Source organism: Pseudonocardia yuanmonensis (genome assembly GCF_039542425.1).
GTDB lineage: Bacteria > Actinomycetota > Actinomycetes > Mycobacteriales > Pseudonocardiaceae > Pseudonocardia > Pseudonocardia yuanmonensis.
In genome coordinates this window covers 1-12,114 of sequence record NZ_BAABIC010000022.1, presented here as the reverse complement: position 1 = coordinate 12,114, position 12,114 = coordinate 1, and the positions used below count along the sequence as shown (strand labels likewise).

Annotated in this window: 13 protein-coding genes and 1 pseudogene; 8 read left to right on the top strand and 6 right to left on the bottom strand. The window is 70.9% G+C overall.

What is annotated here, in order from left to right; translation table 11 throughout:
• Positions 1 to 82: 82 nt before the first annotated feature.
• The 6 genes from rpsM to truA all read left to right on the top strand — a co-directional run bounded on the left by rpsM (position 83) and on the right by truA (position 4,198).
• On the top strand, positions 83 to 463 hold the full coding sequence (rpsM, locus tag ABD990_RS26370) for a 30S ribosomal protein S13 (protein ID WP_345383449.1): 381 nt from the start codon (positions 83 to 85) through the stop codon (positions 461 to 463).
• A complete protein-coding gene (rpsK, locus tag ABD990_RS26365) occupies positions 463 to 870 on the top strand; it encodes a 30S ribosomal protein S11 (protein WP_013677438.1) in 408 nt (135 codons plus the stop codon). The genes rpsM and rpsK overlap by 1 nt, the downstream gene beginning before the upstream one ends.
• A gap of 21 nt (positions 871 to 891) precedes the next feature.
• Positions 892 to 1,497 carry a 30S ribosomal protein S4 gene (rpsD, locus tag ABD990_RS26360; RefSeq protein WP_345383448.1) on the top strand — a complete coding sequence of 202 codons (606 nt, stop codon included), beginning with the start codon at positions 892 to 894 and terminating at the stop codon, positions 1,495 to 1,497.
• A gap of 118 nt (positions 1,498 to 1,615) precedes the next feature.
• The gene (locus ABD990_RS26355) at positions 1,616 to 2,665 is read left to right on the top strand and encodes a DNA-directed RNA polymerase subunit alpha (RefSeq protein WP_037046151.1); all 1,050 of its coding nucleotides are present in this window, start codon (positions 1,616 to 1,618) and stop codon (positions 2,663 to 2,665) included.
• 2 nt (positions 2,666 to 2,667) lie between these two features.
• Complete coding sequence (gene rplQ / locus ABD990_RS26350; RefSeq protein WP_345383447.1) at positions 2,668 to 3,321, top strand: 50S ribosomal protein L17; 654 nt, start codon at positions 2,668 to 2,670, stop codon at positions 3,319 to 3,321.
• Between the two features lie 16 nt (positions 3,322 to 3,337).
• A complete protein-coding gene (gene truA / locus ABD990_RS26345; RefSeq protein WP_345383446.1) occupies positions 3,338 to 4,198 on the top strand; it encodes a tRNA pseudouridine(38-40) synthase TruA in 861 nt (286 codons plus the stop codon).
• Here the strand turns inward: truA and ABD990_RS26340 are convergent.
• Positions 4,176 to 6,053 carry a hypothetical protein gene (locus tag ABD990_RS26340; RefSeq protein ID WP_345383445.1) on the bottom strand — a complete coding sequence of 626 codons (1,878 nt, stop codon included), beginning with the start codon at positions 6,051 to 6,053 and terminating at the stop codon, positions 4,176 to 4,178. The two genes, truA and ABD990_RS26340, sit on opposite strands and share 23 nt — an antisense overlap.
• A gap of 94 nt (positions 6,054 to 6,147) precedes the next feature.
• Here ABD990_RS26340 and ABD990_RS26335 point away from each other — a divergent pair, with 94 nt between their 5' ends.
• Positions 6,148 to 6,618: a nucleoside deaminase gene (locus ABD990_RS26335; RefSeq protein WP_345383444.1), complete on the top strand. Its 471-nt coding sequence runs from the start codon at positions 6,148 to 6,150 to the stop codon at positions 6,616 to 6,618.
• Between the two features lie 317 nt (positions 6,619 to 6,935).
• Here the strand turns inward: ABD990_RS26335 and ABD990_RS26330 are convergent, their stop codons facing one another.
• From ABD990_RS26330 to ABD990_RS26310, 5 genes and pseudogenes are all read right to left on the bottom strand, one after another.
• On the bottom strand, positions 6,936 to 7,286 hold the full coding sequence (locus tag ABD990_RS26330) for a hypothetical protein (protein WP_345383443.1): 351 nt from the start codon (positions 7,284 to 7,286) through the stop codon (positions 6,936 to 6,938).
• Positions 7,287 to 7,387: 101 nt separating this feature from the next.
• On the bottom strand, positions 7,388 to 7,594 hold the full coding sequence (locus ABD990_RS26325) for an MmpS family transport accessory protein (protein WP_345383442.1): 207 nt from the start codon (positions 7,592 to 7,594) through the stop codon (positions 7,388 to 7,390).
• A gap of 255 nt (positions 7,595 to 7,849) precedes the next feature.
• Positions 7,850 to 8,799 (bottom strand): annotated as a pseudogene (locus ABD990_RS26320) (IS5 family transposase); the annotation flags it as partial.
• A gap of 144 nt (positions 8,800 to 8,943) precedes the next feature.
• Positions 8,944 to 10,158, bottom strand: a complete 1,215-nt coding sequence (locus ABD990_RS26315) for a restriction system modified-DNA reader domain-containing protein (RefSeq protein ID WP_345383441.1) — start codon at positions 10,156 to 10,158, stop codon at positions 8,944 to 8,946.
• A gap of 86 nt (positions 10,159 to 10,244) precedes the next feature.
• Positions 10,245 to 10,637, bottom strand: a complete 393-nt coding sequence (locus tag ABD990_RS26310) for a hypothetical protein (RefSeq protein WP_345383440.1) — start codon at positions 10,635 to 10,637, stop codon at positions 10,245 to 10,247.
• 950 nt (positions 10,638 to 11,587) lie between these two features.
• Between ABD990_RS26310 and ABD990_RS26305 the strand changes: the two genes are divergently transcribed.
• Positions 11,588 to 11,917 carry a hypothetical protein gene (locus ABD990_RS26305; protein WP_345383439.1) on the top strand — a complete coding sequence of 110 codons (330 nt, stop codon included), beginning with the start codon at positions 11,588 to 11,590 and terminating at the stop codon, positions 11,915 to 11,917.
• Positions 11,918 to 12,114: the final 197 nt, after the last annotated feature.

Here is a 12,114-nt window from a genome sequence, read left to right as displayed (position 1 = left end):
GGTACCGGGCCGGGGCCCCGAGGACGAGTCACCCGGGGACGGCCGTCGGGAGTACCCGGCACGACAAGGAGACACCAGCCGCATGGCACGACTCTCAGGTGTCGACCTCCCCCGCGACAAGCGGATGGAGATCGCGCTGACCTACATCTACGGGATCGGGCGGTCGCGTTCGCTCGAGATCCTGGCCGCCACGGGCATCAGCCCGGACCTGCGCTCGCGGGACCTGACCGACGAGCAGCTGGCCTCGCTGCGCGAGTACATCGAGAACAGCTTCCGCGTCGAGGGCGACCTGCGCCGTGAGGTGCAGGCCGACATCCGCCGGAAGATCGAGATCGGCTGCTACCAGGGCATCCGGCACCGTCGTGGGCTCCCGGTCCGCGGCCAGCGCACCAAGACCAACGCGCGCAGCCGGAAGGGCCCGAAGAAGACCGTGGCCGGCAAGAAGAAGGCAGGTAAGAAGTAATGCCGCCCCGCACCCGTGGCGCGGCCGGACCCAAGAAGGTCCGCCGCAAGGAGAAGAAGAACGTCGCGCACGGCCACGCGCACATCAAGAGCACCTTCAACAACACGATCGTGTCCATCACGGACCCGACCGGTGCCGTGATCGCGTGGGCCTCCGCCGGCCACGTGGGCTTCAAGGGCTCGCGCAAGTCGACGCCGTTCGCGGCGCAGATGGCCGCGGAGAACGCCGCCCGCAAGGCCGCCGAGCACGGCATGAAGAAGGTCGACGTCTTCGTGAAGGGCCCGGGCTCGGGCCGCGAGACCGCGATCCGCTCGCTGCAGGCCGCCGGCCTCGAGGTCGGCACCATCTCCGACGTCACCCCCCAGCCGCACAACGGATGCCGCCCGCCCAAGCGGCGCCGGGTCTGAGTGGGAAGGGAGTAACAACTCATGGCTCGTTACACCGGCCCCATGACCCGCAAGTCCCGCCGGCTGAAGGTCGACCTCGTCGGCGGCGACCAGGCGTTCGAGCGCCGTCCCTACCCGCCCGGCCAGCACGGCCGGATCCGGATCAAGGAGACGGAGTACCTCCTGCAGATGCAGGAGAAGCAGAAGGCGCGCTTCGCCTACGGCGTGCTGGAGAAGCAGTTCCGTTCGTACTACGAGGAGGCGCACCGCCGTCCCGGCAAGACCGGTGACGAGCTGCTCCAGATCCTCGAGTCGCGCCTGGACAACGTCGTGTACCGGGCGGGCCTGGCCCGCACCCGGCGCATGGCGCGCCAGCTGGTGAACCACGGGCACTTCCTGGTCAACGGCCAGAAGGTGAACATCCCCAGCTTCCGCGTCTCGCAGTACGACATCATCGACGTCCGGCCGAAGAGCCTGGGCTTGGACCCGTTCGTGATCGCCAAGGAGACCCTCGGCGACCGTCCGGTCCCGGCCTGGCTCCAGGTCGTCCCGGCGACCCTGCGGATCCTCGTGCACCAGCTCCCGGAGCGGGCGCAGATCGACACGCAGGTCACCGAGCAGCTGATCGTCGAGCTCTACTCGAAGTAATCCCCTTCGGGTCGGACGCTCGTCGGTTCTCCTGCTCGTCCCCCCGCCCTGCAGTGGGGCGGGGGGCTCACTGCGACATCAAATGGTGGGTGTCGCGGCACACTAAGGAGACACACCAGTGCTGATCTCTCAGCGCCCCACCCTGACCGAGGACTCGGTCACCGAGACCCGCTCCCGGTTCGTCATCGAGCCGCTCGAGCCCGGCTTCGGCTACACGCTGGGCAACTCGCTCCGGCGCACCCTGCTGTCCTCCATCCCGGGGGCGGCGGTGACCAGCATCCGCATCGACGGCGTGCTGCACGAGTTCACCACCGTGCCCGGCGTGAAGGAGGACGTCACCGACATCATCCTCAACCTCAAGGAGCTGGTCGTCAGCTCCGAGGAGGACGAGCCGGTGACGATGTACCTGCGCAAGCAGGGCCCGGGCGCGGTCACCGCGGGGGACATCGTCCCGCCGGCCGGTGTCACCGTGCACAACCCGGACCTGCACATCGCCACGCTCAACGACAAGGGCCGGCTCGAGGTCGAGCTCGTCGTCGAGCGGGGTCGCGGCTACGTGCCGGCGATGCAGAACAAGGCCACCGGCGCCGAGATCGGCCGGATCCCGGTCGACTCGATCTACTCGCCGGTCCTCAAGGTGACCTACAAGGTCGAGGCCACCCGTGTCGAGCAGCGCACGGACTTCGACAAGCTCGTGCTGGACGTCGAGACCAAGCCGAGCATCGGTCCGCGGGACGCCCTGGCGTCGGCGGGCAAGACCCTTGTCGAGCTGTTCGGCCTCGCGCGCGAGCTGAACGTCGACGCCGAGGGCATCGAGATCGGTCCGTCGCCGCAGGAGGCGGACACCATCGCGGCCTTCGCGATGCCGATCGAGGAGCTCGACCTCACCGTCCGCTCCTACAACTGCCTCAAGCGCGAGGGCATCCACACCGTGGGTGAGCTCGTCGGGCGCAGCGAGGCGGACCTGCTGGACATCCGCAACTTCGGTGCGAAGTCGATCGACGAGGTCAAGATGAAGCTCGTCGGCCTCGGCCTCGCGCTCAAGGACAGCCCGCCCGGGTTCGACCCGTCTGCGGCTGCCTCGGACTACGGGACCGACACCGGCGGCTACGACGCCGACCCGTTCTCCGACGACGGCCAGGACTACGCAGAAACGGAGCAGTTGTAGCCATGCCTCAGCCCACCAAGGGGCCCCGCCTCGGCGGTTCGCCCGCTCACCAGCGGCTGATCCTGGCCAACCTGGCGACCGCGCTGTTCCAGCACGGCCGGATCACCACGACGGAGGCCAAGGCCCGTCGGCTGCGCCCGTACGCGGAGCGGCTGATCACCAAGGCCAAGCGGGGCGACCTGCACAACCGTCGCGAGATCCTCAAGGTCATCCGCGACAAGGGCGTCGTCCACCGCCTCATCGAGGAGATCGGCCCGTTCTACGCGGACCGCAACGGTGGCTACACCCGGATCACCAAAACGCTGCCGCGCAAGGGCGACAACGCCCCCATGGCCGTGATCGAGCTGATCCAGCAGAAGACCGTCACCGACGAGGCCAACCGGGCCCGCCGCGCGGCGGCCTCGCAGTCCGCGCAGACCGCCCCGGCGGCCGAGGGGACCGCGGCCGACGAGCCGGTCTCCGAGGAGACGGTGGCCGCGGCCGGCCGGCCGCAGCCGACGGACACCGAGGCGATCGAGGAGGCCGAGGCGGCCACCGCCCCGGCCGCCGACGCCGAGGAGTCCGCGGGCGCCGAGGCGCAGGCCGACGACTCCGCGGACGCGGCGGACGCCGCGGACGCCGCGGACACGGACGACAAGGGCACCGAGAAGGCCTGATCGAAGGTCCTCCGGCGTGACCACGCAGTATCCGGACGAGCCCGCCACCCGCGAGGGTGGCGGGCTCGCCCGCTTTCGTCTGGACATCACCTACGACGGCACGGACTTCTCCGGCTGGGCCGTGCAACCCGCCCGCCGCACGGTGTGCGGCGTGCTGACGGACGCGCTGAGCCGCATCCTGCGCACCGAGGTGGGGCTCACCGTCGCCGGACGCACGGACGCAGGGGTGCACGCCACCGGCCAGGTCGCGCACGCCGACCTGCCCGGTGACGTCGAGCCCGCCCGGCTGGTCCGCCGGCTCGCCCGGTTCCTGCCGCCGGACGTCCGGGTCCGGGCCGTCACGCCCGTCCCGCCGGCGTTCGACGCCCGGTTCTCGGCCCTGCGCCGGCACTACGTCTACCGCGTCGCCACCGCCCCGTACGGGGCCGAGCCGCTGCGCGCACGGGACACGCTGTCCTGGCCGTACCCGGTCGACGTCGACGCCGTGAACGCCGCGTCGGAGCGGCTGCTCGGCGAGCACGACTTCGCCGCATTCTGCAAGCGCCGCGAGGGTGCGACGACCGTCCGCGCGCTGGAGCGGTTCTCCTGGTCGCGCGAGGCCGACGGGGTGGTGTCGGCGGCGGTGTCGGCCGACGCGTTCTGCCACTCGATGGTCCGCAGCCTGGTCGGCGCGCTGCTCGACGTCGCGCGCGGCAGTCGCGCAGTCGACTGGCCGGCCGAGCTGCTCACCCGCGCGGAACGCGGCCAGGGGGTGGCGGTCGCGCCGGCGCACGGGCTCACGCTCGTCGGCGTCGACTACCCGCCGGACTCCGAGCTGGCGGCGCGCGCGGAGGTGACGCGCAACCTGCGGGTGCCTACCGCCCCCGCAGCTCCCTGACGTTCACCACGAGCAACACCAGCGCTGCGAGGGCCAGCGAGCCCGCCAGCACGATCTTCCAGCCGGAGACCAGCGCGATCACCCCGCTGGTGACGACGAGCGCGGTGATCGCGAGCCCGGCCATGGTGGCCGCGAACTCGATCGAGCGGCGGCGCGCCACCGCCTCCACCACCGCGAACAGCACGAGCCCGCCGGCGAACCACAGCAGCGTCGACAGGTGCGGCCAGAACAGCAGCGCGCCCAGCCCGCCGATCAGCACCGGGATCGACAGCGCCGCCCACACCCGCAGGAACCGGGAGCGGAAGTCGGCGTGCACCACGTAGGGCAGGTGCGGGTGGCGGAGGTGGGAGTCGGGCGGGCCGGGCGGGCGGGGGCCCGCGAGCCGGTCCGACTGGACGTCGATCTCCTCGGTCAGCCGCACCCGCTCGGCCACCAGCGCGGCGAGCCGGTTCTCCCGCTGGTCGAGCTCCTCGAGGTGGGCGGGCCGGCCGGGGGCGGCGTCCGAGTGGGCGGCGAGGAACCGCAGCTCCGCGTGCAGGCCTCGCACGCCGAGCCGCTCGGCCTCGATCTCGGTCGCCAACTCGTCGACGCGGGCCTGCAGGACCTTCATCCGCTCCTGGAGCGCCGCGGCCTCCTCCTCGGCCGTCGGGGCCACCTTGTCCAGGCCCGCCCACCCGAGCGGATCGGCCCACGAGCGGCGCACCGTCCCGTCGCGCTCGTAGCGGGGCCCGGCGGGTGCGCGCTCGCCGCCGAAGGAGTCGCGGGTGTCCAGGCCCCACAGGCCGCGGTAGTCCCGGAGCCAGCCGGTGGCGTCGTCGACCAGCTGCACGGTCCAGGACCGGCCGCCGGGACCGAGCCGGACGCCGTCGCCGCGGGCGTAGTCGATGAACGGGATGTCGAACCCGCCCCTCCCGGGCTCGGGGGCGAACGGCATCAGCCAGCGCCGCACCCGTTGGATGGTGCGCAGTACGGCGCGGAGGGCGGGCAGGCCGACGCTGACGACGTAGTCCCCGGCCACGAAGGCGTGCGAGTGCGAGCCGGCGCCGGGGTAGAGCACCGGGTGGTTCCCGTCCCGGTCGAGCATCGGGTCGTCCCAGCGGCGGCGCAGGTCGTCGCCGTGGTGGTCGTGGGTGGAGGCCGCGACCCAGGCGGGTTCGAGCCCGCCGGACCCGTCCGGCACGAGGTAGACCGCGACGGTCTCCCAGTCGGCCTCGTGGTCGTTGACGCCGTGGAAGGTCGAGCGCCAGTCGTTGAAGGCGTAGAAGAACCAGTACTGCAGCACCGTGTAGCCGGCGGTGCGCACGACGCGCCCGTAGTAGGTCGCGCCGGTCAGCCCGCGGGCACGCTGGTGGGCGGCCGCCACGAGGCCGTTGGGCACCTTGCCGCGGACGAGCAGGGACAGCCGCAGCAGGACGTCGATCAGCCGGGCGATCACGCCGACGGCGGCGAAGCGGCCGATCCCGCCCAGCCGCGGCCGCTCGGTGCGGCGCCACCGCCGGACCTCGCGGGCGCCGAGTGACTCCTGCACGAACCGCAGGTGCAGGCGCCGTTCCCGGTAGCGGCGGCCGGCCTCGCCGAGGCGTTCCAGGGTGAGCTCCCCGGCGGGGACGAGCGGCTCGTCGGTGCGCCTGCGGTCGCCCTCGGGCTCCTCCCAGAGGCTGCACTGGGTGACGTAGTCCGCCGCCGTCACCGGCAGGAACAGCTCACCGGCGGTGTAGCGCAGCACGGGCTCGTAGTGCCGCAGCAGCGCGAGGTCGTCCGCGGACCCGGTCGTGGGGTGGACCGTGGGGCCGGTCGTGGGCTCGTCCGGGCGATCGGCGGTGGACGCGCCGACGTTCTCCAGGGGCGAGTCCACGCATCCCACAGTAGCCAGCCGGACGGCGTCTTTCGCGTGGGTTGCGGACGGCGGGGCGAGGGGACGGCGGCCCGGTCTCCGTAGGCTGGGCGGCGTGACCGTCGACCCCGCCGCGCCCGTCGATCCCCTGGCCGCGCTGGAGATCGCGCTCGAGGAGGCGCGGGCCGGGCTCGCGTCGGGCGGGATCCCGATCGGAGCCGCGCTGCTCGGGCCCGCGGGCGAGGTGCTCGGCCGCGGGCACAACCGCCGGGTCCAGGACGACGACCCGTCCGTCCACGGCGAGACGGCGGCCTTCCGCAACGCGGGCCGGCAGCGGGACTACCGGCGCACCATCATGGTCACGACGCTCTCGCCCTGCTGGTACTGCAGCGGGCTGATCCGCCAGTTCGGGATCGGCGCGGTGATCATCGGGGAGAGCCGGACCTTCACGGGCGGGCACGACTGGCTCGCCGAGCACGGGGTCCGGGTGACCCTGCTCGACGACGATCGGTGCGTCCGGCTGATGGAGGAGTTCATCGCCGCCCGCCCCGAGCTGTGGAACGAGGACATCGGGGTGGCGGACTAGCCTAGTTCAGCAGCGGCTCGGCGCAGGTGTCGTAGTGCCGCGAGACTCCTCGAAGGTGGCGGCGATGGCTAAGGCCACGTACCCGGCGACGCCAACGTAGGCCATCTGGAGCGCCTTGCGACGGAAGCGGCTGGCGGCGAAGTCCTCGAGTTCGCGGCAGTGCTCGGCGCGTTTGACGGCGGCTCGTTGTCCGCCGGTCCCTGGAGATGGGCGTCCCTTCGTGCGGCACCGGCATGTGGTCCGGCGGGGAAGCGCACCGCACGAGAACGCTGGCACGTATGTTCGAATGCGATTAGGCCGCCGCGCGATCCACCCGCTCAGGCCTCTGTCATGCGGATGTGGGAGAGCCGAGACCGCGCGGTGTTGATCTGCGCGAGGGCGGCGGAGACCCGGTCGACGGCGAAGTAAAGGTTCTGGGAGGCGATCCGGGCGTGCGACCCGGCCGGGGTGACATCGTCGGATCTAAGCCCCCGGCCGGAGGTGAGCCGGTCAGCCTGGTCGGCGGTGACCCGCAGGGTCTGCTCGAGCTTCGTGAGGAGCTCGGCGAGGGCGCCGACCCGCTCGTACGCGGCCTGCGGGGTGCGGGGGCCGAGCGGAATGGCGTGATTGGCGGTGCGGAGTTGCTCGGCGGCCGCGTCGATCGCGTCGCGGGCGGGGTCGTCGCTCATGTGGGGGATCCTGCCGGATCCGAGAGCGGCGGCCGGAAACCTGGGACGAGAAGGCGCACCACCCGGCACGGGGCGGCGCCGAGCCTTCGGGGCGAGTGCTGCTAGGCGTTGGAGCCGTTGCAGGTGATCACCGCGTAGGCCCCGGAGGACGTCGAGGAGGCTACTTCCTTGCCGTCGACGAGGATCTTGCAGGTGATGTCGCCGGAGGTGCCACCGTTCTGAGCGACCAGGCTCAGGCCGGAGAAGGCGGTGACGTCGTCCTTGAAGGTGAGGTCCTTCGACCAGGGCAGCTTCGCCGGGCCTCGCATCGTCGGAACAGCGAGATGGCACCTCGAGCGCGAGCAAGCCGACAAGCCTTACGCCGACCCGCTTCCTAAGAGGCGCAGTCGTCCCGTCCCGCACCCGGCACTCCGAGCTCGTGCCAGCGATGTTGACCCGCGAACCACCGTCCGCTTCTCCTGGACCGCCGGAAGGTGCCGAGCCACGCAGTGGGCGACAGACCACATCGACTTGCCAGGACCGGTGCCCGGGCTTGTTGCTGAGTTCGTGCCCGGTTGGTGGAGCGCGCTGTACCAGCCGAGGTAGTTGCGGGCGTGCCGGTCGTAGCGGGTGGCCAGGCCGCGCCAGTGTTTGAGCTGGCAGAAGCCGCGTTCGACGACGTTGCGCCGCTTGTAGCGGGTCTTGTCGAAGCCGACGGGCCGCCCGCCGGCCGAGCCGCGCCGGCGCCGGTTGGCCTGCTGGTCGCGCGGCTCGGGGATGGTGTGTCGATCCCGCGCCGGCGCAGCAGCTCCCGGTTCGCCCGCGAGCCGTAGCCCTTGTCGGCGAGCAGGTGATCGGGTCGGGTGCGCGGCCGCCCGCGGCCCGGCCGGGCCACCCGCAGATCGGCCAGGAGCGGGGCGAACTGGGTGGTGTCGTTGACGTTGCCGGCGGTCAGGTGCAGCACCAGCGGGCGGCAGCGCCCGTCGATCAGCGCATGGACCTTGGTGGTCAACCCGCCCCGGGAGCGCCCGACGGCATGATCTGGCGCTCGTGCACCACCGGCCCGGTCGCCCCGACCGCGAGATCAGCTCGACAATTTCTGTAATTCGGCTCAGCCCCCTGTGAGCCGAGCCGACGGCGGCTCGGGGCCGGCCGCGGCCGCGGCGTTCCCGCCGAACCGCCGCGCCGCCGCACCGTGCTGGTGCACCCGCACCAGCGACGAGTCCGTGGACACCAACCAGTCCAACTCACCCTCGGCGTCCGCCCGAGCCTGGGCCGCGGCCAACAGCCGCGCCCAGGTCCCGTCCGCGCTCCACCGGGCGTGCCGCTCGTAGGCGGTCTGCCAGGGCCCGAACCGCTCTTCGGGGATCTCCCGCCAGGCCACCCCGTTGCGGTACTTCCACGCGATCGCCTCGATCACCTGCCGGTGATCACGCCACCGGCCGCCGTGGCGCGGCGTGCGGTCCGGCAGCAACGGCTCCAGCCACGCCCACGCCTGGTCCGACAACACTCGCCGAGCACCCACACCCGGCATCCTGACCCCAACAGAGATCAAGATCCGGCAGACACTCCCTAGGCCAGCGGTAGGTGGACGGTCCACGGCCCTGAGTCCGCCGTTGACGGCGGCCGAGCCTCGTCATAGGGGTCGTAAACGGTCATGGGCAACACGCCGCCGGCGTCACCGGGACGGGTCGACGTTATGGGCTGCCCGTCGCCGCGCTTCCTTGAGCTTGACCGTCTCCCCGGTTGTTGCGTCCTTGGTGGACCAGAAGTCCCATCCGTCGGTAGCGGCGATGGACTGGGGGATGTCGGGGCCGCGCGACGCGATCTTCACGGCCTCCCCGGCCTTGGACAGGCTGGGGCACAGAGCCCCGTTGAAGGTGATCGCGCCGTCGTCGGCGAGCTGGGCCTGCCAGGTCCGTCCGTCGTAGCGGGCGGTGAGCGGGCCAGGTCGGATGCGTCCGAGCCGCAGGAGATCGGGGAGCTTGAGTGCACGCTCGGCCGCGTTCACCTGCGATCGACGCGGCTTCTGCGGTCCCGTCTGCGGCGCAGGAGGGGCTGGATCTGTGACGTGAGCAGGAGTTTGAGTGACCACCAGCGCCGAGGCTGAGGGCTCCGTGGCGCTCTCAACGTTGGGCTGCTCGCCGCGGGCCCGCACAGCTGGGGAACCGGGCACGGTGCTTCCGAGTGCGGGGAGCGGAAAGTCGAAGGTGGCGCGAGCCCGGATGAGGCTGGCGCGGACTTCGTCCTTGCTGAGGCGTTCGGTGCGCTTGGCGACGAGGTTCACCAGGTCGGCCGGTGGTTCCGTGCCGGTGAACAGTTCGATGAGCACGCTGTGGATCTGCCGATCGACGAAGTAGCCCTGCCAGAGCTCCTGGATCCGGTTCTCCCGCATGTTCTCCTTCGACAGCAGATCCAGAATCTCGACCGCGCCGTCGGGGTCCTGGACGATGTCAACCGAGCGGAACAGCTTCTCCTCGGCCGGGACCGGGGCGTGGGCGTTGTAGATCCGCCACTGGGCGCCGTCGGTGAGGGCGACCCACTCGACGCCAGCGACGGCTGCATAGGAGATCGTCTGGTTGGCCCACCGGGGGTCGTCGATGTTCTCCCCGATCCCCTTGGCCTCCACGAACAGCCTCGGCGTGCGCAGCAACAGCAGCGCGTAGTCCACGGGGTTGTCGGCGCCGCGGCGGCGGTACTCGCGGTTGACCTCTTCGGGGTCGTAGAGGTCCCAGCCGAGGGCCTGCAGGAGCGGCTCGATGAGCATGATCTTGGTGTTCTGTTCGCCGATCTTCTGGTTCGGCCGGCGGTGCCGGTCGAGCCTCTCGGCGCACGCCTTGATCGCCTCACGCAGCTCGTCCATGTCGTGCAGCTTCCTCCTGCTGATCGCCACGAGGGCGCCGTCCCAGCTGAGTCCGATGGGAGCGGGCCTCAGTCCGAGATGGCTCGGGTTTCGAGGCCAAGGCCCATGACTGTCTCCTAGCCCTCGCCGCAGTAGCCGTCGTTGTCGCCGTCCCGCTCGCCGGGCAGGCACGGGTGCCCGCTGTTCCCGGTGCGGCGCTTGGGCGGGTCCGGGTCGACGTAGGCGTCCGGGTCCGAATCGACGTAGACGTCGGGATCGTCGTACTCCGCGACCGGCGTCGGGGTCGTGGTAGTCGTCCACCGCGGGGCGTTGGTGGCGGTCCTGGGCGGGGTGGTCCAGGTGCGCGTCGTGGTGGTCGGGGTTGTCACGAGAGGGGCGGTGTTCGAGGTCGGGGTCTCGTCGCCGCCGGCGCAGGCGCGGATGAGGGCGAAGAAGACGATGATGCCGAGGACGGCCTTCCACCACCGGCGATCCTTGAACGGCTTCTTGCCGGTCGGGGTGCTGCTCATCTTGCGGTACTCCTGGGGCACGAAGGGCTCGGCCCACGCTGGGCTGAGCCCCTTGCTAGATCAGACGGTGTGGCGGCTGGCAGGTTGCGCAGGCAGCCGCGGGCGGGTCACCAACGTTGCCGGGGGCCGCGTGGTCGAGTGCGAGCCGGCCTCGGGGAGAAGGCTCTTGACCTCTCTGGGCGTCCAGCACCGACCAAGCAACTCTGGCCGAGTGCGGAGGCCGGACCGTCGACTCGCCCCCTGGCCCGCGAGCTTCGCGTCCAATCGTCATGGTCCAGTCACACCCAGTTGTCGCAACTGCGCTGATCGTCTGTTACCTGCCCCGAGCGGCATCATCAGAAGTGGGTAGGAGGTCCTGCTGCAGGCGTCAACGTGACGCTAGCTGTTCCAGCCCCTCGCTGACTGTGGGAGCTCCATGTCGATGAGCAGCTCGTCCTCGGACGTCTGCGTGGAGCCCGGTGCGGGCGTCTGGCTCGCGACGTCTCCTTCAGTCGACCCGCCCTGACGTTCTCGATGCCGGTCGAGCGGGCCACGTCGATGGCGCAGTCTCCCGTCAGATGAGTGCCACCACCGACGCCTGCGCGTAGGAGTAGGTGTCAACGTCAGGGACGCGCAGTCAGGGCCGGCGACGACGATCACGACGACTGAATGACGCCCTGGGACCTGACGCCTCAGTAGGCGCTGTCTTGGCCGCCCAGGACTGCTTACGCGAATCGGAGTACCCCGGCTCCGCCGCACGGTTGCTTACCGTTGGACTCCGTAGCTGTACTCTTGCTCCGCAGCACGTGCCCCTCGTGCCCGTAAAGTTCTTCCGAGATTCGGTTGCCACCGGGTCTTGGCCGCCCTCTTATCTACGAAGACGGCGAAGGGCGCCTGGATCTGAAGCCAGGCAGGGAGCGAGGGCAGTAGCCATGCGGTCTCGACTTGGCAGGCGGCAAGGCTCGTCCGGCATGTCAGCCGTAGAGACATGCAAGTACCTGACCCCTGACCTGCTAACGGTGCTCGCAAGCCTGCATGGCGTTTCGAGGTCGATAGCTGAGGCGAGCATCCAACTCCTGCCGTTCGGCTCGCGGTCGGCCCTTGAAGCTCTGGACCTGGCGAAGGCTGGGCCAGCGATCGATGCTGAAGGGCACAGAAGCCTCCTCTTGACTGAGTTCGCCTATGAGGTCATGGCAGCCGCCAAGGAGCTTGCCGACGACTGTCCTGCCGCCGCCAGCGATTGGACCGCAGAGGCAGACGAGGTTGCCCGCATGGTTGCTGCTCGGCAGGCCAGCAGCTAGTTGCCTCTGCTTGACCTGGTTGGGTGGGCTCGGCCAGGCTCACCCGACTGCAGGCACGTAGGCACTGAAGCTAGTGCCTCGTCCAGGAACGTTGGGGTCGTAACCGTGTCGGCTTGATCAGTTCCGGTCTGGCGCTGGAGGCTGTCCGCCGGAGGTGGTGGGCATGCCGCGACGGCCCGAGGTCTTCGTCCGGGAGC

Coding starts and splice junctions, on each gene's coding strand:
- rpsM (WP_345383449.1), top strand. CDS start 83: ATGGCACGACTCTCAGGTGTCGACCTCCCCCGCGACAAGCGGATGGAG.
- rpsK (WP_013677438.1), top strand. CDS start 463: ATGCCGCCCCGCACCCGTGGCGCGGCCGGACCCAAGAAGGTCCGCCGC.
- rpsD (WP_345383448.1), top strand. CDS start 892: ATGGCTCGTTACACCGGCCCCATGACCCGCAAGTCCCGCCGGCTGAAG.
- rplQ (WP_345383447.1), top strand. CDS start 2,668: ATGCCTCAGCCCACCAAGGGGCCCCGCCTCGGCGGTTCGCCCGCTCAC.
- ABD990_RS26330 (WP_345383443.1), bottom strand. CDS start 7,286: ATGAGCGACGACCCCGCCCGCGACGCGATCGACGCGGCCGCCGAGCAA.
- ABD990_RS26325 (WP_345383442.1), bottom strand. CDS start 7,594: ATGCGAGGCCCGGCGAAGCTGCCCTGGTCGAAGGACCTCACCTTCAAG.
- ABD990_RS26310 (WP_345383440.1), bottom strand. CDS start 10,637: ATGAGCAGCACCCCGACCGGCAAGAAGCCGTTCAAGGATCGCCGGTGG.
- ABD990_RS26305 (WP_345383439.1), top strand. CDS start 11,588: ATGTCAGCCGTAGAGACATGCAAGTACCTGACCCCTGACCTGCTAACG.